Source organism: Rossellomorea vietnamensis, from assembly GCF_008180415.1.
Lineage (GTDB): Bacteria > Bacillota > Bacilli > Bacillales > Bacillaceae_B > Rossellomorea > Rossellomorea vietnamensis_C.
On sequence record NZ_VTEI01000012.1, the window covers coordinates 1 to 18682 of the forward strand.

General features: G+C 43.6%; 19 protein-coding genes and 1 other RNA gene. 17 read left to right on the forward strand and 3 right to left on the reverse strand.

The window, feature by feature from the left end; translation table 11 throughout:
• Nucleotides 1–24: 24 nt before the first annotated feature.
• From FZC78_RS24900 to ssrA, 6 genes are all read left to right on the forward strand, one after another.
• Nucleotides 25–90, forward strand: coding sequence for a DUF805 domain-containing protein (locus tag FZC78_RS24900; protein ID WP_435874169.1), 66 nt, complete (start codon nt 25–27; stop codon nt 88–90).
• 166 nt (nt 91–256) lie between these two features.
• Nucleotides 257–1429, forward strand: coding sequence for an IS200/IS605 family element RNA-guided endonuclease TnpB (tnpB, locus tag FZC78_RS17790; protein ID WP_148941440.1), 1173 nt, complete (start codon nt 257–259; stop codon nt 1427–1429).
• 293 nt (nt 1430–1722) lie between these two features.
• Nucleotides 1723–2469, forward strand: coding sequence for an alpha/beta hydrolase (locus tag FZC78_RS17795; protein WP_148941441.1), 747 nt, complete (start codon nt 1723–1725; stop codon nt 2467–2469).
• A gap of 24 nt (nt 2470–2493) precedes the next feature.
• Nucleotides 2494–4824 (forward strand): ribonuclease R, encoded by a 2331-nt coding sequence (rnr, locus tag FZC78_RS17800; protein WP_148941442.1) that lies wholly within the window; start codon nt 2494–2496, stop codon nt 4822–4824.
• A 304-nt stretch (nt 4825–5128) separates the two neighbouring features.
• Entirely contained in the window at nt 5129–5602 is a 474-nt protein-coding gene (smpB, locus tag FZC78_RS17805) for an SsrA-binding protein SmpB (protein ID WP_113926842.1), read from the forward strand.
• Nucleotides 5603–5788: 186 nt separating this feature from the next.
• Nucleotides 5789–6128, forward strand: a transfer-messenger RNA (tmRNA) gene (gene ssrA, locus FZC78_RS17810).
• Nucleotides 6129–6504: 376 nt separating this feature from the next.
• On the opposite strand, the gene FZC78_RS17815 is transcribed toward ssrA, so the two are convergent.
• A complete protein-coding gene (locus FZC78_RS17815; protein ID WP_148941443.1) occupies nt 6505–6912 on the reverse strand; it encodes an LAGLIDADG family homing endonuclease in 408 nt (135 codons plus the stop codon).
• Nucleotides 6913–7295: 383 nt separating this feature from the next.
• On the opposite strand from FZC78_RS17815, the gene FZC78_RS17820 reads away from it, so the two are divergent.
• The 8 genes from FZC78_RS17820 to FZC78_RS17855 all read left to right on the forward strand — a co-directional run bounded on the left by FZC78_RS17820 (nt 7296) and on the right by FZC78_RS17855 (nt 14226).
• Nucleotides 7296–8348 (forward strand): phosphatidylglycerol lysyltransferase domain-containing protein, encoded by a 1053-nt coding sequence (locus FZC78_RS17820; RefSeq protein ID WP_148941444.1) that lies wholly within the window; start codon nt 7296–7298, stop codon nt 8346–8348.
• Between the two features lie 14 nt (nt 8349–8362).
• The gene (locus FZC78_RS17825; protein ID WP_148941445.1) at nt 8363–8683 is read left to right on the forward strand and encodes an MGMT family protein; all 321 of its coding nucleotides are present in this window, start codon (nt 8363–8365) and stop codon (nt 8681–8683) included.
• A gap of 797 nt (nt 8684–9480) precedes the next feature.
• Nucleotides 9481–9834, forward strand: a complete 354-nt coding sequence (locus tag FZC78_RS17830; RefSeq protein WP_148941446.1) for a hypothetical protein — start codon at nt 9481–9483, stop codon at nt 9832–9834.
• Between the two features lie 11 nt (nt 9835–9845).
• A complete protein-coding gene (locus FZC78_RS17835) occupies nt 9846–10163 on the forward strand; it encodes a DUF3784 domain-containing protein (RefSeq protein WP_148941447.1) in 318 nt (105 codons plus the stop codon).
• 143 nt (nt 10164–10306) lie between these two features.
• Nucleotides 10307–10510 (forward strand): hypothetical protein, encoded by a 204-nt coding sequence (locus FZC78_RS17840; protein ID WP_148941448.1) that lies wholly within the window; start codon nt 10307–10309, stop codon nt 10508–10510.
• A 130-nt stretch (nt 10511–10640) separates the two neighbouring features.
• Complete coding sequence (locus tag FZC78_RS17845) at nt 10641–11024, forward strand: MerR family transcriptional regulator (protein ID WP_148941449.1); 384 nt, start codon at nt 10641–10643, stop codon at nt 11022–11024.
• Nucleotides 11024–12547 carry a class I adenylate-forming enzyme family protein gene (locus FZC78_RS17850; protein ID WP_148941512.1) on the forward strand — a complete coding sequence of 508 codons (1524 nt, stop codon included), beginning with the start codon at nt 11024–11026 and terminating at the stop codon, nt 12545–12547. The genes FZC78_RS17845 and FZC78_RS17850 overlap by 1 nt, the downstream gene beginning before the upstream one ends.
• Nucleotides 12544–14226, forward strand: coding sequence for an acyl-CoA dehydrogenase family protein (locus FZC78_RS17855; protein ID WP_252183670.1), 1683 nt, complete (start codon nt 12544–12546; stop codon nt 14224–14226). The genes FZC78_RS17850 and FZC78_RS17855 overlap by 4 nt, the downstream gene beginning before the upstream one ends.
• A gap of 37 nt (nt 14227–14263) precedes the next feature.
• On the opposite strand, the gene FZC78_RS17860 is transcribed toward FZC78_RS17855, so the two are convergent.
• The gene (locus tag FZC78_RS17860) at nt 14264–15466 is read right to left on the reverse strand and encodes an MFS transporter (RefSeq protein ID WP_148941450.1); all 1203 of its coding nucleotides are present in this window, start codon (nt 15464–15466) and stop codon (nt 14264–14266) included.
• A gap of 142 nt (nt 15467–15608) precedes the next feature.
• The gene (locus FZC78_RS17865; RefSeq protein ID WP_148941451.1) at nt 15609–16154 is read right to left on the reverse strand and encodes a DUF6944 family repetitive protein; all 546 of its coding nucleotides are present in this window, start codon (nt 16152–16154) and stop codon (nt 15609–15611) included.
• A gap of 143 nt (nt 16155–16297) precedes the next feature.
• Between FZC78_RS17865 and FZC78_RS23805 the strand changes: the two genes are divergently transcribed.
• From FZC78_RS23805 to FZC78_RS17880, 3 genes are all read left to right on the forward strand, one after another.
• A complete protein-coding gene (locus FZC78_RS23805) occupies nt 16298–16441 on the forward strand; it encodes a hypothetical protein (protein ID WP_187444995.1) in 144 nt (47 codons plus the stop codon).
• A gap of 673 nt (nt 16442–17114) precedes the next feature.
• Nucleotides 17115–17507 (forward strand): hypothetical protein, encoded by a 393-nt coding sequence (locus FZC78_RS17875; RefSeq protein WP_148941452.1) that lies wholly within the window; start codon nt 17115–17117, stop codon nt 17505–17507.
• Between the two features lie 359 nt (nt 17508–17866).
• Nucleotides 17867–18661 carry an SMI1/KNR4 family protein gene (locus FZC78_RS17880; protein WP_148941453.1) on the forward strand — a complete coding sequence of 265 codons (795 nt, stop codon included), beginning with the start codon at nt 17867–17869 and terminating at the stop codon, nt 18659–18661.
• Nucleotides 18662–18682 lie beyond the last annotated feature (21 nt).

The window sequence follows — 18682 nt, forward strand, 5'->3', positions numbered from 1 at the left end:
TATTTTAAAGTCTTGAAGAGCTTTATGAATTTTAGCGGGAGATCCAGGCGGAAAGAATTCTGGTTATTTCTTCTGATTAATTTTATCTAAAAAATGGCGAGAAAACTCCCTCTTCAAGCGTGTGAAGGGCATAGCCCAACGGTAAGGGGGAGATGAATCGCCTGCCTTTGGTCTCTACTAAAAAAACTTTGAAAGAAACATACGTTCCCAAGGTACCATCTTTCTTGGTATAATTACTACAAGGAGGTGAAACCATTTGAATGTTAAAAAAACCTTTAAATTCAGGATCTATCCAAATCACCAACAAATTGAATTAATCAATAAAACGTTCGGTTGTTGCCGGTTCATCTACAACTATTTTGTTGGGAAACAAAAGAACAAAGACGCTTATTGGTCTATCGCAAATGAAATGGTACAGAATGGACAGCTTTCACAGAACAATTGGAAAGGTGAATTTTTCAAAAAGAACCAATCCATCAAAGCTGTTCGAGAGCTCAAGAAGACCTATTCATTTTTAAAAGAAGTCGATAGTATTGCCCTTCAGAAATCAGTTGAAATCGTTCATGATTCCTACACACGATACTACAAGAAACAAAATCGTTTACCTCGCTTCAAATCGAAGAAGAATCCTGTTCAATCCTATACCACAAAGTTTGTGAACGGGAATATACAAGTGAAAGATCAACACATCAAATTGCCAAAACTCGGCCTAGTTCGCTTTGCCAAGAGTCGTGAGGTAGAAGGACGTATAATGAACGCCACCATTCGAAGAAGCTCTTCGGGTAAGTTCTTCATTTCAATTTTGGCTGAATCAGCAGTTCAACCCTATAAGAAAACTGGCACCTCTGTCGGAATCGACGTAGGTTTGAAGGATTTCGCAACTCTTTCAGATGGCACAACCTATAAAAACCCCCGCTTTTTCCGTACACTAGAAAAGAAAATAATGAATGCCCAACGCATTCTTTCTAGGAGGCAATTGGGTTCTTCGAATTGGACTAAACAAAAAAAGAAAGTTGCCTGGCTGCACGAAAAAATCGCTAATGCAAGAAAAGATATGCTGGATAAAATCTCTACCGAAATAGTCAAAAACCACGACATTATCGGCATTGAAGATTTGTCTGTCAAAATTATGTTAAAAAACAAAAACCTTTCTAAAGGGATCAGCGAAGTAAGCTGGGCCCAATTCAGGTCTATGTTGGAATACAAATCATTATGGTACGGTAAAAAGGTGATAGCCGCAGCGAAAAATTTCCCTTCCATCCAGCTATGTTCTGTATGTAATCATAAGTATAAAGCCGTTAAAGATCTTGCGTTGCGTGAATGGACGTGTCCAACTTGTAAAAGCAACCATCAAAGGGATCTTAATGCAAGTATAAATCTTCGCAATGAAGCATTGCGATTAACCGCAGGGACTGCGGAGATAGCCTAACCAAAAACGAACCAACAAGGTTTGTGTTCTTAGGAATCCCCCACTTCTAGCGACCTGTAAGGGCGGTAAGTGGTGGGTAGTTCAAACAGCAGGCTTCATTACTGGATTGTTTTGCCTCTGATTGCTTAGAATATAGGGTAGGGTAATGGTTAATCAAACGTTTGATTAATAAGTCGATTCCCTTAAAGGACCGCTCTCTTTGCAGTATTAGAGAGAGGGTGCGCATTGCAGCCACAAACTACAGGCTCTATCAAGCCCTGACTATATTTATGAATAAAGGAGTTTCAACAATCATGAAAACAGTTTTACCAAAACCATTTACGTTCCAAGCTGGAAAACGTGCGGTTCTGCTGCTGCACGGTTTTACAGGGAATTCCGCTGATGTCCGCATGCTCGGCCGCTTTCTGGAGAAAAAAGGCTACTCATCGCATGCCCCTCACTATAAAGGCCATGGAGTTCCGCCCGAAGAACTGGTCCATACAGGTCCGGAAGACTGGTGGAAGGATGTCATGGACGGCTATACCCATTTGAAGAGCCTAGGGTATGAGGAAATAGCTGTTGCGGGTCTCTCGCTCGGAGGGGTATTTTCACTAAAATTAGGTTACACTGTTCCTGTAAAGGGTATTGTACCGATGTGTGCGCCTATGTACATAAAGAGTGAAGACGTCATGTATGACGGTGTTGTTGAATACGCAAGGGAATTTAAGAAGTTTGAAGGAAAAGACCCTGCGCAAATTGAAGAAGAAATAACAGAGTTCAAGAAAACACCAATGAATACATTGAAGGCACTCCAGGAACTGATTGCAGATGTCCGGGGAAATGTAGATATGATCTACAGTCCGACTTTTGTCATCCAGGCGCGGAATGACCACATGATAAACACAGATTCGGCCAATATTATTTATGATGCGGTTGAATCTGATAATAAAAAAATTAAATGGTACGAAGAGTCCGGCCATGTCATCACGCTCGATAAAGAGAAAGAGCAGCTGCATGAAGATGTTTATGCCTTTCTCGAAGGGCTGGACTGGACTGTTTAAACGACGACTTAGGAGGTTTAAGAAATGGATGATTCTATTCGCGGAAAGATAGACAAGCTTCTTTCATACATGAAAGATGAAGCTTATAAACCATTGACGGTGCAGGAACTGGAAGAAGCTTTTGGGATTGAAGGTTCTTCCAATTTTAAAGATTTTGTAAAAGCTCTTGTCATCATGGAGGAAAAAGGACTTGTTGTCCGCACGCGCAGCAACCGCTACGGCCTGCCGGAGAAAATGAATCTTATCCGGGGGAAATTATCGGGTCATGCGAAAGGCTTCGCTTTTGTTCTTCCTGACGAACCGGGATTAGATGACATTTTTATTCCGCCAAATGAAACCAATAATGCCATGAATGGCGATATCGTGCTGGCAAGGGTCTCCTCGGAAACTTCCGGAAGCAGAAGAGAGGGTTCCATTGTCCGGATTTTGGAAAGAGGCGTGACACAGGTAGTCGGGACCTATACGGAAAGCAAGCATTTTGGATTTGTGATCCCGGATGACAAGAAATTCTCCAGTGATATTTTCATCCCGAAATCTGCCAATATGGGAGCTGTCGAAGGACACAAAGTGGTCGTCAAACTGACCTCCTATCCTGAAGGCCGTAAAAGCGCGGAAGGAGAAGTCACTGAAATCCTCGGGCATAAAAATGACCCTGGTGTGGATATCCTGTCTGTTATCCACAAACACGGAATAACCGTTGAATTTCCTGATGAAGTGATGGAGCAGGCTAACAATGTGCCGGATGAAATTGATCCTTCCGAACTGGAAAACCGCCGCGATTTGCGTGAAGAAACCATCGTGACCATTGATGGTGCAGATGCGAAGGACCTTGATGATGCGGTGACAGTAAAACAACTCAGCAACGGAAACTACAAGCTGGGCGTCTATATCGCGGATGTCAGCTACTATGTGACGGAAGGCTCCCCGATCGATCAGGAGGCATTTGAAAGGGGAACAAGTGTGTACTTGGTAGACAGGGTAATTCCAATGATCCCGCACCGCCTTTCAAACGGAATCTGTTCCTTGAACCCAAAAGTCGATCGCTTGACTCTTGGCTGTGAGATGGAAATCAACGCACAGGGCGAAGTCGTCAAACACGAAATCTTCCAAAGTGTTATCAAAACGACAGAACGGATGACTTACTCAGACGTGAACAAGATCCTTGTGGATAAGGACGAACAGACACGTGAACGGTACGAGCCGATTGTCCCGATGTTCGAGCAAATGGAAGACCTTGCGCAGATTCTGAGAGAAAAGCGTATGACCCGCGGCGCGATCGATTTTGATTTTAAAGAATCAAAGGTGCTGGTGGATGACGAAGGCAAGCCGACTGATGTGGTGTTAAGGACCCGCTCGGTGGCAGAGCGCCTTATCGAGGAATTTATGCTTGTTGCGAATGAAACCGTGGCAGAGCACTTCCATTGGATGGATGTTCCTTTCATCTACCGTATCCATGAAGATCCTAAAGAAGAAAAGCTGCAAAAATTCTTTGAGTTTATCACGAATTTTGGTTTATTCGTAAGAGGAACAGCCAATTCCGTTCATCCTCGTGCCCTTCAGGAAATCGTTGAGGCGGTAGAAGGGAAGCCGGAGGAAGTGGTTGTATCAACCATGATGCTGCGTTCCATGCAGCAGGCGAAATACTATGCTGAAAGCCTTGGGCACTTTGGGCTGTCAACACAGTACTACACCCATTTCACATCGCCGATCCGCCGTTATCCTGACTTGATTGTTCACCGCCTCATCAGGACGTACCTGATTGAAGGCAAGCTGGATGAGAGTACAAGAGCGAAATGGGCAGCACTAATGGATGAAATCGCTGATCATACTTCAAGCCGTGAACGCCGTGCGGTTGACGCAGAGCGTGAAACGGATGAGCTGAAGAAAGCAGAATACATGCTTGATAAGGTCGGAGAAGAATATGAAGGAATCATTTCTTCTGTCACTAACTTTGGTATGTTCGTCGAGCTTTCCAATACAATTGAAGGCCTTGTCCATGTGAGCTACATGACGGATGACTATTACCGCTTTGATGAAAGATCCATGGCGATGATTGGTGAGAGAACGGCCAATGTTTTCAGAATCGGAGACGAAATCACCATCCGCGTTGTGAATGTCAACAAAGATGAGCGTGCCATCGATTTTGAAATCGTCGGAATGATTAGCAACCAGAGACCGCGTGACGAACGTCCGACTGTTGTCAGAACGAGCCAAAAAGACCGAAACGGCGGCGAAAAGCCGAAGAAAGATTCAGGCGAATGGTCAACGCGCCCTCCGCAGAACAAGAAGAAAAAAGGCAGCAAGAAGTTTGAGAATGCACCAAGAAGCAAAAGAAAGCCGAAGAAACGCAAATAAGCTGTTTAAGGAGAAAAGAGTCCTTCTTTTCTCCTTAAATTATCATCAATAAGTGTCAGACTGATTGAAAATGTTTGCTTTCAAGGCGCGAGACTTTCGAGGAGCGGATTTACCTAGGGGGTAATGAGCACCGGAGAAAGTTGAGCAACGAAGAAAGCGAGCGTTTGCCAACAGTCTGGAGGAGAAAAGAGTCCTTCTTTTCTCCTTTGCTTTCAGCTAGTATAATGGTCTATACTATTATAAAATGAGGGCCGGATACTACAGAGAGAACTTCCGGCCGATATAGAAAGAGGGGGAAGCTCCAATGCCAAAGGGTGAAGGAAAGTTAATTGCACAGAATAAAAAAGCGCGCCATGATTTTGCCGTTGAAGAAACATATGAAGCAGGACTTGTTCTGCAAGGAACTGAAATCAAGGCAATCCGAGCCGGACGGGTGAACCTGAAAGATTCGTTTGCCAGAATCCAGCAGGGTGAAGTTTTTGTGCACAATATGCACATCAGTCCATACGAGCAGGGTAACCGGTATAATCACGAACCGCTCAGGACGAGAAAGCTGCTGCTTCACAAAAAGCAGATATCCCAGCTGATCGGACAAACAAAAGAAGCGGGATATTCACTGGTACCGTTGAAGCTCTATATTAAAAATGGAGTGGCCAAGCTTTTGATCGGCCTTGCTAAAGGTAAAAAGAAATTCGATAAACGTGAAGACCTGAAACGAAAAGATGCGAATCGTACTATCCAGCGTGAACTTGCTCAAAGGCAGAAAGGGAATTACTGATTAACGTAATTTACCATAAGCCTATTCATTGCAAATTAGCGCAGATTTGTTATAATAAGAATTGTCGCAAGGTAATCAAGCGGCAGCAAGGACAACTGAATAAGTAACCGAGCACAACTTATTCTGCCCGTTCTTCCCTTAAGGTTCTTTCGCTAAAGCGAAAATAACCAACTAACATGGGGACGTTACGGATTCGACAGGGATAGTTCGAGCTTGAGTTGCGAGCCGTGGGGATCGTCCACGATAAAACGTCAACGCCAATAATAACTGGCAAATCTAACAACAACTTCGCTTTAGCAGCGTAAGCTAGCTTAGCGGTTCCTCCCTCCATCGCCCATGTGGTAGGGTAAGGGACTCACTTTCAGTGGGCTACGCCGGATTCCACCGTCTGAGGATGAAGGAAGAGATTAATCAGACTAGCTGCACGGACGCCCGTCGATAGGCAGATGTTGCAGCGAACTCGCGAATGTATCGACTACGCTCGTAGACGCTTAAGTGGCGATATGTCTGGACGTGGGTTCGATTAATTATTAGTCGCCTTGTATGGCAACATACAAGTGAAAATTTGGCTTTATCGGTGAAACCTAAGTCACTTTAGTGATAAGGCAATGCCGAGCGGTATGTGGAGCAATCCAACAGCCGTGTATCGACTCATAGGCTGCCCAAGCGGTAGTACTAGGATGCGGATTCCTGCCTGATGTTCAGGTAAAATTACAATTCGCATAATACGCCAAAGGACCTTATCCTTAAGGTTCAAGATATAGTCAGTGCCATGACGAAAGCATGGAACAGCGCGTCCCACCGTCTCCACCAAATACATATTTGGTGGTTTTTATTTTGCTTAAAACCCATTTTATTTTAGATTTAGAAATGTAAATACCTATTGCGATAAAAAATCCCTCTTAGATTTTAAAGAATTCAACCTCGAATTGTATCTTTTCTTTTAAAGCTTGACTGCTGTATTTCCCGTTTCTTAGAGTCACTCTATCGTATTGTTCCAGTATCCATAACGCTCTGCTTTTCTTCTTATTAACTCTCAAGTACGGATGAATTTTATGAAGAATATAAAAAACCTCTTTTTTTGTTTTAATAATAAGAGTGTAGGAATTCTTATGGCGTTCTGGATTATAATTTTTCTTATTATTTATTGTACCGCCTGACAATTGTTTCAGATATAGGAAAAGTTCTATATCGGTAGAGGCAATGCTTATGCAAGGCCGCCGATGTTCACTTTCATGCATCCTGGTAAGTGTAATTGAACCCTCGCCATCGATTATTCCGGCGAAATAAGCTGCTTCCCATGGTTCCATTCAGATCTTCCTTTCTATAATTATCCTGTTTTTATATGGCTCTTTTCTAAAAGATTGTTGCTTTAGCTTACTATCTCACCTACCTCCCTTTACCGTAAGGGGATTGGAACGGAAGGCGTGCGATCTCCTGCGGGACTAGCGGGACAGGTGAGACCCCGCAGGCGAAGCCGAGGAGGCTCACCGCCCGCCCCGCGGAGTCGTGCGGCTGGAGTGGAAATCCATTACTTTTTGATAGCCAGAATCTTTGCGTAAACAGCCTTTTATAATAACCTATTAATCTGATTATTTAAAATTAAGATAAGACCTCACTTCACCAAAAAATTCTTCAATCAATCGCCCACCTGTATGGTATTATTTATTTAACGTTATCAGGAGGCCGATACATGTACATCAAAATTTTTAATTCCTTAATGACAACGAGAAGGACAAGGAATGAAATCCCTTCATGTAACTTAGAGGGTCATATTGCCCGGATGACTTCCCATTGGCAGGAAAAAGGGGGAAATCATCTTACGCATTTAACCTTTTTAAAAGATAAAGAAGTATTTTGGAATGAAGAACAAACTGTTTTTATACTATATAAGCGTATTGCCAATAAATTAATTGTGCTGGGTGATCCGGTGGGGGAAGAGGCTCATATTTACCAAGCCATTAAGGAGTTTTCCGACTATGGCAGGGATAAAGGGATGAAGCCGGTTTTTTATCAAATCAGTTCTAAATTTATGCAGCATTACCATGATTCAGGGTACAGGTTTGTTAAGCTGGGAGAAGAAGGGATTGTAAATCTTCAGCTCTTCAGCACAGAAGGAAAAAAGAATGGCAAGCTGCGGACAAGTTTGAATAAGTTAAGCAGAAATGGCTACTCCTTCGATGTCATGCTGCCCCCTTTTTCGGAGGAAGTGCTTTCAGAAATTACTGCGGTTTCAAGCATGTGGCTTGGTGATCAAAAGGAAAAAGGTTTTTCGGTTGCTGCATTCAGTGAGGAATACGTTTCCCGCTTTCCTGTTGCTATGATAAGAGATTCCCAAGGCAAGTTAATTGCCTTTGCGACTTTGCCGACGAATTATAAAGGGAAGATCAGCATTGATTTGATGAGAAAAGTGGCCGACAGTCCCAATGGCACAATGGATGCGTTGTTTGTCCATATCTTCAATTGGGCAAAAAACAATGGCTATAAAGCCTGCAGTTTGGGAATGTCCCCGCTTTCCAATGTGGGAAACTGCCACCATTCCTTCATGACTGAGAAACTTATACATTTAGCTTACCTGCATGGAAATTCCCTCTACAATTTCAGGGGCCTCAGGGAGTTTAAAGATAAGTTCTCCACGAATTGGGAGCCTAAGTATCTGGCTTACAAGAAGACCGCTCTTCCTATTGCATTCGTTCAATTGCTGCTGCTGATCAACCAGAATCAGAAAGCGAAGAACACCTTTTAAGAAAGGATGTTTCTGTGACACCTTTTACAGAAGACGTGATAAAAATCATTAGAAGCATCCCTGCAGGAAAAGTCATGACCTATGGACAGATTGCGGGACTGGCTGGAAGTCCGCGTGCTGCCCGCCAGGTTGTCCGGATTCTCCATTCCATGAGCCGTAAACACAAGCTTCCCTGGCACAGGGTCATCAATGCCCAGGGTAAAATTGCTCTTCGTGATGAAGAGTCTTTTGAAGAACAGCGGCTGAACCTGGAAATAGAGGGTGTAAATGTCGGCCTGCAAGGGAAAATAGATCTAGAGAGATTTCAATGGAATCCTGAAATAGCTGAAACATAATGGACACTTCCAAAAAGGAGTGTCCATTATGTTTGTTTTGCAAAATTGTGTCCGCTTTACACAAAATGGATTTCCGCTCCAGGTGGACGACTCCGCGGGACGGGCGGTGAAGTAAAAGCGGAAGCGGCCGTTCAGCGACGTACAGATTTTAGGGCTCTCGTATGAGATAAAGGAATCACGAAGAGCGTAAGCGATTCGATGATGACTTATCGCAAGGAGAGAGACCGAAATCTGCTAGTCGCTGGCCGCTGGAGCTGGATGAGCCTCCTCGGCTTTGCCTGTATAAAAAGTGGAAGCGCCTTGGTCAGCCCCGACAGGCAAATGTTCTCAAGAGAATAAAAGGCGGTCTTTCCTTTTCTTCTCTTGAGGTTATTTGATCCCGAGGGGCTAGGCGCAGGAACTAGATAGGGGGTCTCACCTGTCCCGCTAGTCCCGCAGGAGATCGTCCGCCTGCAGCGAAGATCCTCCTACGTAAATAGAAACGGGGTAAAATCACATTCTAAATCAGCAATTAAACAAAATACCTTTTAAATAGACTGTTGGCGCATTATTAATGCTTTCGGAAGTATACCCTTTCAGGTACTAAGATTTTTATCTCTAAATGGGGAGCAGTTCTTTTCTTTAGGCTTACCAGAATATAAAGCCGTTATCTTACGAAGTTCATATAAAAAAGCAACAACCTTTACCCACTCTAACGCTTTTGCTGTGGCAGAAAAATTTGCTGCATAGTCCTCGCTCTAAGAAATGATGTGTTAAAATATTCTAAAAACTATATTACCAAGAATTGGGGAGCAGGGATGGATGCGTTAGGAATTTCGGTAGCTGTGTTGATGGTTGTCATTGTGATTTTCTCGAGTAAAAAGGAATATAACAAAATGAGTCCCGCTGAAAAGGAAAAGCTGAAGGAGGAGTTGAGAAACCCGCTGATCCTCGTAGCAGGATTGATACCGGCAGGGTTCCTCTTAGTATTTATTTCGATTGCTTTGCAGTCAGCCACTCTCAGGTATATTGCTTTTGCTTTAATGGGCCTTGGCATGATCATTGAAGGCGCGATGCTGTCCAAGGAGTCATCGAGAGGTACTTTACTCGTGGTTCTTGGATCTTCTGCCATTCTTGTGCTTGGTTTACTGGCCACTCGGCCGTTCTGGTAAGGAGGCATAACATGATTGTTCATCTACTCATTATAGGTTTGTTTGTTATCCTGGGCATATTTCTGATCAATGGAAAAGGAGCCTTTTTGATTGCAGGATATAATACAATGCCTAAGGAAGAGAAAGAAAAGTATGATACGGAAGCACTGTGCAAGTTCATGGGCAAGATGATGTTTGCTCTATCGTTCAGTATCTCGCTCTGGGCATTAAGTGAGGCACTCGATATGCAGTGGCTGTTCATAGCGGGAATGGTTTTATTTATGGCTTTAATCTTTTTCATGCTTGTTTATATTAATACCGGCAGTAGATTTAAGAAAGGCGATGGCTGAAAGAGGGTTGGCGAAGTGACAAGATGTTCAAGTAGGTATCTGCCTGAATTTTCCTCAGGGCATTAGATTAACGTGAATAGTCTGGGTTAGGTGTTTGTCCATTTGGTTTCAATTCTTTTTGATTTGGACCAGGAAAAGCTATAATGAAGACAAGCACTTATGAAAGGAAGATGAGAATGTCCGAGTTCTTAAACCTGGTCTTTGGGTATGTTATATTGGCGATTCCAGCCTTGATCATTGTTCTGTTATTCATGCGAAAGTCAAAAAAGGACCTGAAGGATTTTGATGAAAGTAAATATCATATTCTTGATCATGATGGAGATAAAGATAAAGAAAGAGAAAAATAAAATACTCAAGAAAAATCCACCTGCGGCAAGTTGTCCCTGGTGGTTTTTTTTTTATAAAAACTATTGAAGTTAACGTTAACGTCAATGGTAAAATAATATTATCTAAAAATTCAGACACACAGGAGACCTCATGAATTATTCCATTTCACAACTTGCAGAAGAGTTTAGCCTCACTACCAGGACAATCAGATACTATGAAGAACTGGACCTTTTGACACCTGCCCGGGATGATGGCGGCAGGAGGGTGTATTCAAGAAAAGAATATGCCCGCCTGAAGCTGATTCTGCGCGGAAAGCGTTTCGGCTTTTCGTTAGAAGAAATTAAAGAAATGATCCATCTGTTTGACAGTGACCGCAGCGGAAGAGCTCAGCTGGAAAGGACGATTGAGTATGGCAATCAGCGAATTGAGGAGGTGAGCGGCCGGATCAGGGAACTCCAAAGTATGAAGCATGACTTAGAGATGCTGCGTGATGATTTTGTAAAAAGACTTGAACAATTGGGGAGCGATGAATGATGAATATTTCAAATTTGCTGGAAAGAAATGCCCGTAAATACCCATATCAAGAAGCCATCATCTCAGGTGAACAGCGTGTGAATTATTTCGAGCTGGATCAGCAAGTGAATAAGTTTGCCTCGGCTCTAAAACAGCAGGGAATATCGGCAGGGGACAAAGTAGTTCTGTTCATGCCGAATACACCTGAGTTCGTGATCGCCTATTTTGCTGTGCTTCGGCTCGGTGGGATCATTGTCCCGGTCAATGCCAAGCTGACAGGAAAAGAAGTTCACTATATTCTGGAGCATAGTGATGCACGTGCCTTCATTGCCCATGAACTGCTGTTTGATGCAGTTTCAGGGGTGCAAGGTGAAGACCTCCTGCTTATTAAAACCGGCAAAGGAAGAGACTCATGGAAAAGCTTTGAGCAGCTGCTGGCAAACGGAGAGTCGGAATCGATTGCCTGCACCCTCTCTGAAGATGATGAAGCCACGATTTTATACACTTCGGGAACGACCGGAAAGCCAAAGGGTGTCCTGTTTACTTACCGCAACATATTGAGTGCGGCAATCATGATGTGTGTGGAGATGGAAATGAAACCGGAGAGCCGGATCCTCCATATGATGCCTTTGAGTCATTCAGCCCCTCTTCACTTATTTCTGGTGGCCGGAACCTATGTGGGAGCTTCCCATGTTCTGTCCCCAACGTTCACCCCGGAAGCCCTGTTGAGACTAGTGGAAGGCGAAAAGGTGACTCACTTCTTCGGCGCGCCTGTTGCGTATCTTTTTACCGCTAAAATGCCAACGATCGAATCCTATGACCTTTCCTTTATGAAATTCTGGGTGTATGGCGGAGCACCGCTTTCCCAGCCAGAAGTGGCGCTTATCAAAGAGAAATTTAATACAGACAGGTTGTGCTGTGTCTATGGACTGACGGAAGCAGGGCCGACGGGAACGCTGCTGCTCGCGAATGAGCATAGTGGTCATGCGGGCAGCATCGGGAAAAGAGGCGCATTGGGGACGGAAATCATGATTGCCGATGACGAAGGAAAGGAACTCCCGCCAGGTGAAGTGGGAGAAATCCTGCTCTATGGAGAAGGAAATATGAAAGGGTACTATAAAGACTCTGAAAAAACCAACGAAGCCTATCACAATGGCTGGTTACGGACCGGTGATCTTGCCAGGAGAGATGAAGAAGGATACATCTGGATTGTCGACCGGAAAAAGGATTTAATTATCTCCGGAGGGGTCAATATTTATCCGAAAGAGGTAGAAGAAGCCTTAATAGCCCATCCTGCGATCTCAGAGGCGGCAGTCATCGGGGTCCCTCATCCAGAATGGGGAGAAACTGTGAAAGCCTATATTGTTTCAAACGAAAAATTTGAAGATGTAAAAGAAACCTGCCAGACGTTTTTATCTGGGAAACTTGCCTTCTATAAAATTCCGAAGCTGTATGAGGCGGTAACGGAGCTTCCGCGCAACGCGACAGGAAAGATTTTGAAGCAGGTATTAAGAGATGGTAATAAGAGCGGTGTTGCAAAATGAAGTACATTGAAAACTTTTACAAAGAGGATCCCCATTTTATCAGCGTCCTGAAGCGATATCTCGATGAAGAAATGGGAGAATGGGCCGATCGCGAGCTCACAGATTTCGGCGGTATGTGTGCAGGCGAAATCGATGAACGTGCGGCCCATACAGACCGGGAAGGCCAGCCGAGGCTCATTAAATATGACCGGATGGGCGAGGATATCTCTGAGGTTTGGGTCAATGAAGGCTACAAGCAAACGGTAAAGGATACGTATAACAGAGGGATTGTGGGCTATATCCATAAACAAATCCCGGAACTCGGCCGAAAAGGCAATTATATTTATTCCTACGCTCAAGGGTATCTGCTGTCACAGTCCGAACCGGGTTTCTATTGTCCTGTCACGCTGACAATGGCAACAGCCTATCTCTTGGAACACTATGCGAGTGATGAAATCAAAGAGCGCTTCCTTCCTCACGTGCTTTCTACCGGCGAAACCGAGCTATACGAAGGAGCCACTTTTCTTACTGAGCGGCAGGGCGGGTCAGATGTAGGTGCGAACGAAACCAAAGCGGTAAAAGATGGTGACAGCTACCGTCTTTACGGGGAGAAATATTTCGCCTCCAATTCAGGAATGTGCGGAGTAGCAATGGTACTGGCAAGGATAGATGGAGCACCGCCTGGCACAAAAGGACTGAGCCTGTTTGCCGTACCTTGGCGAAAGGAAAACGGCATGCTGAACGGAATCAAAATCAGAAGGTTGAAAGACAAATTGGGTGTCCGCGCCGTTCCTTCTGCTGAAGTCGAATTTGAAGAAGCCGAAGCCTATCTGGTTGGGGAAGCTTCAAAAGGCATCCATTATATGATGGAGGCACTCAACCTTTCCAGGGTCTGCAATGCGATTGCCTCCATTGGGATCATGAGGCGTGCCTATATAGAAGCAAGAAATTATGCCTTCCACAGAGAGGCCTTCGGAAAGAAACTGGCAGACTATCCGATGATTAAGGAAACCCTGACGCATTTGGCGGTGAAGCAGGAAATCGAAACAAGCGCTGTATTTTCTCTTATCGATCTCTTCGATAAAGTCATGTCACATGAGCATCCGGTTTCGGAAAAAGAAATGGTCTTGAACAGGCTGCTCATTGCTCTTTTAAAAAAAGAAACAGCCGAACAGGCCATCCACTTCTCTCACGAGGCAATTGAAATGCATGGAGGAAACGGTTTTATCGAAGACTTCGTTCTTCCCCGTCTCCTGCGAGATGCGCAAGTTTTGACCGTGTGGGAAGGAACAGCGAATATCCTCGGGCTTGAAATTCTGCGGTTAATGAATAAGCATAATGCCCATCAGCTGTTTATCGAGGAAATGAAGGGAAATCTGGAGGGCATCCCCGCTTCTTTGGAAGGATTAAAAGGGCTTGTAGAAAAAGGCTTGAAGGAGCTCTCGGAACTGACGGAGTATGTGGCCGGTGCGGAGCAAGATGTACAGACCTATCATGCCAAAAAAATTGGTAATCTCATGACAAGCATTTATGAAAGCTGGATCAGTTTAGAAGAAGCAGCGAGCGGCGGTGAACGGGAACGGGCAAAAGCGGAAATTTTCATTGAAAAAACATGGTGCAATCATCTGCTCGATAAAGAGATGAAGCCGGTAGCCCACTTTGATTTGATATGCAATCCCCAGCTTACCCCTGTAAAATGAGCAAAAACCACACTGAATTTCAGTGTGGTTTTTGCTGTCAGCCTGCCTTCTCAGCCAGAACAGTTCCTTTTAATTGACAGTACTTAGAGTAAAAGAGTGCCGTAGCCGCAAGGGAAACAATTCCGAACATGAGCGTCATATATTGCAATCCCATTATATCCAGGAACAATCCGGTCATCAGGAGGACCACCTGGAAGATCAGTCTGTCCAGCATATTCCGGAATGAAAAGAACCTTCCATGAAAGTCTTTTGGGATCCGCGTCTGGAAAATGGTTGCGGCTGTCGGAAAGAAGCAGCCGACTGCAAATCCAAAAATTGCGAAGGCAATCACGGAAATCACCGGCTGGTCAGCGAAAAACAACAGCATTTGCGCAGCACCAATCACAAATGAGAACAAGAACAAAATTGAGTAAGGAGAGCGCTTGCCGCTGATCTGCTTTACAAAAAAGGCTCCTAGCATGAAGGCAATCCCTTCCGCTGTATAAATCCAGCCTTTAATAGCCGAGCTGTCCTGCAGGTCACTGATGTTGATGACCATCAAATTGAACCCGCCGATAAATAAAAGAGGAATGAGTGTCATAACCAAGGTCATCATGACAATCGGAAGCCCTTTGATAATCGGAAAGACTTCTTTGAAACTGCCAGCTTTGGCTTTCCCTTTTTGAATGGTGCCGGCATTCGGTTCCTCCAGCTTTAAGAAGAACGTTATGAAAAATAGAAGCAAATAAGCAATCATTGATAGGAAATACAGCATGGATAGAGACATGACGACGAGGAAGATTCCTGCAAGAGCCGTTCCCAATATCCTTGAAAGTGTCGCCACATTCATATGGACTCCGTTCAGCTGAAGCAGGTCTTTCTCCTTGACCACCAGGGGGATTGCCGCCTGTAAAGCAGGAAAATAGAAAGCGGCTGAAACCTGGATGAAAATCATGAACACAACCATCCATAGAACGGATCCTGTATAGATAGCAGCAAACATGAACAGCACGCTGACTGAGCGTCCGAAACCGGAGAAAAGCATGACTTTCTTTTTATCCACCTGGTCCGTAATCCTGCCAGCAAGCGGACCAAGAAGCAGACCGGCCAGCAAACCGATGGCGAGGATGACGGCTTTCAAAAAGTCGGAGGGCACCTTGTCCTGCATAAATTCAAGATTTCCAATGATTCCGAGCCAGAGCCCCAAGCCGGCAACGAACTCGCCCATTAAGATGATCCATACATTTTTATTTTTCCACATAAGAGTACCTCGCACAGTGTGTAATATATTTCGTTTCTCTAAATATACTACAGCTCAAAGGTCTTAGGTATCTTTTTCTTTGAATCTAGGAGCTTGGGTAATCTTACCTTTTTTTATAAAAAGCACAATGAATCATGGCCCCTCACGATAGTGTATCTTCGGGAACCGATACGCTCAAAGCACTTAGAATGGCACCGACTGCCTGGATCCAGCTTCCGACTGAATCGAGGGTGCTGCGTTGCTGCCCCCGCAATGAGAGGATGCCTGATAGGGCTTGCATGCTATTGCCGATCACTTGAAGCAGGTTGCCATAAAGAGAAAGAGCGGCTTCCCGCGATGGGGAAGAATCCAAATCATCTGCAAAAGCTGAAGCTCCTCCGACTGCTTGAAATAGATCCCCTTTAATCTGCAGCTGCGTTTGAAGATTTCCTTCCGTCAGCAGGAAGGCCCCTACCTCAATTGAATTTCCGATCGCCTGTATCTCATTGCCGATTTTAGAAAGTGTCACTTTGTCCGTGCTGTCTGCTGCTAAAGCATTCCCGGTACCCTGCAGCAGATTTCCGATAATATTAAGATCTTCTGCCTGCTGTTCATTGACAAACTTCGGCGGTGTGCTGCTTATGGCAGATAGAACCGTACCTATGGCTTGAATCCATCCCCCGGTAAAACTCTTCCATTGATTTTCCACTGCACACACCTGCCCTCTGAATTACCGGTTATACATTAGTATATGAAGACAGGGATTAGCTTGGAACAAAAGTGTGAAATGGGATGGAGAATGCAGGAATCCAAAGGAAAATGTCGAATTGTCATAATATGGAGGTGGTGAGAGTGGAGCAGGTTAAGAAAAAATGGATTTGCTCTAAATGCAATAAGGATATTATGGATGAAGTAGAATTCATAGACAACGGCGGCATCTGTGACGACTGTTACAGCATCCCGGTCAAGAAGAGAATTGGAAGGATCAGAAGATAAAACCTTAGACACGGAAGGAAAATGGCAGTGGCTTTTCAAAAACATATAAAAAGAAAAATGAGTATGACAATCCCGGAAACCTGGATGTCATGCTCTTTTTTTGGCTCTTTTCTAAAGGAGTTGCTTATTAGGGTTCTCTCTCTAATCGGAGAGAGTAGCTCTTTTCTTTCTTGCTTACCAGGGGGTGAATTATGGCGTTATCTTACTAAATTCATATTTAAAAGCAACAAAGTTTCAGAAAGGCTCTTTTCTAAGAGATTGCTGCTTTTTAATACTATTTTATCCTCCTCTTCCTCTTACGTAGAAGGATCTTCGCTGCAGGCGTGCGACCTCCTGCGGGAGTAGCGGTCGTCTAGTTCCAGCGCCTAGCCCCTCGGGGTCAAATAACCTCAAGAGAATAAAAGGAAAAATCGCCTTTTTTTCTCTTGAGAACATTTGCCTGTCGGGGCTGACCAAGGCGCTTCCACTTTTGCTGACAGGTGAGACCCCGCAGGCGAAGCCGAGGAGGCTCAACGCCCGCCCCGCGGAGTCGTGCGCCTGGAGCGGAAATCCGTTCCTTTTAAACAGTCACTATTTTTGCGAAAACGGCCTTCTAAAAATAAATAGTGCATATGTCATCTTTATAGTTTTAATCCAAACCCGATAAAAAAGGTAAGCCAATGAGGAGGTCCACATGAAACTAAAAGAACTCGTCTTAAAGATTAACGAGGAAAGTGATAAACTGGACTTAGTCAGTACGAGGAAGTATATCGAGAGCAACCTCGACCTCCTATATGAGAATAAGCAGCTTTTGAATAGAAACGCACGGGAACTGCTGAATTTTTTGATAGATAGAAAGAACAATGGAGAAAAGCCTCTCAACAGAACGGAAATGGCAGCCATTCATGCTATGAATACCTACGCTCTCAGGTTTGATGTTCAAGGATTAAAGATGACGGTGAAGAATAAAAAAGAATTGCTGCTCAAGAAAGAGACCCTGGAATTTTTAAATAGTGATGCCAAAATCCTTCTTGAAGGAATGGGAGCGATTGAGAAGCAGCAAAAGAAAAGAGCGGAGAATCCTTGAAATAAGGAATCTCCGCTCTTTTACATTAACGTAAAGGCAAGAGTCGGAATTGCGACCTGCAGCTTAGGAGTCGGGCCTGCTGGGTTTGGATCATTCTGAATAAGAGGGATAACCCTTGTTAAATAAGCATGAACGGATTGCTATTTTGAATATTTTCGATTTTAATTGAGCGTAGAGGATGAGTTTTTCCACCCGAGGAAAGGATTGTTATTAAGTTAAAACAAACAATAGTAATTTCTTATCTGTAATTAAATCGACAAACACTAGGTTTTAGCAGAAAATTCTATTTGAGGCACTGCCATAGATTACCTTAATGGATGTTAAGTAATAAGGATATTTGTAATGGAGGGCAGAATTAGATGAAAATTTGGTCAGAAGAAACAGAAGATATTTATCGATTACCTGAAATTAGTCAGGAGGATATCAATCATATTGAAAAGGAAATAAAGAAGGATCTCCCTGAGAGTTATAAAGAATTAGTTTTACAAAAGAATGGCGGCTATTTAAACGTTAATTCAGTTTTAATTGAAAAAGGAAATCTGGATTATATAGGTATAGATCATATTTATGGTGCAGGAAGTCCAGGGATATTAGACAGCCCTAGTGTGATTAAAGAGTGGGGTTTACCCGATCATCTTCTTATCTTTAGTGGTGAAGGGAATTATTGGTTTGCCTTAGATTACACAGCAAATACTCCGAGTGTAATCTATATTGAGCAAGAATCAAATAAATTAGTTAAAGTTGCAAACAGTTTTGATAGCTTCCTAAAGAATCTTTCTACCACTACCACTACCTTTACTGATGATGAACTTGACATGAAATGGTCCAAAAAAGAATCTGACAAGATATTTTCAGGAAATGATTATACACTTATAGAAGAGGTATTATTAAGTTTTCAGTATGATGAAAACTTGGATATGAATTGGTATATGACTAAAGCGCTTGAACTGTCAACTCATCCTAACTTAATGGTTAGGGAAGTTGTGGTAAGTATTTTGAGAAATAATGCAGAGGAGGTATTAGCTGAGGCAGATCTTACAAACCAAGAGTTACTACTTAAAGCATTAAGGAATTTACTTGAAGATCCTAATCATGATATAAAAAACGAGGCTGAAGACATAATAGAGAGTAATATTAAAAAGTTGAAAAGGTAGCCGTTGTAAAACTATGCATTT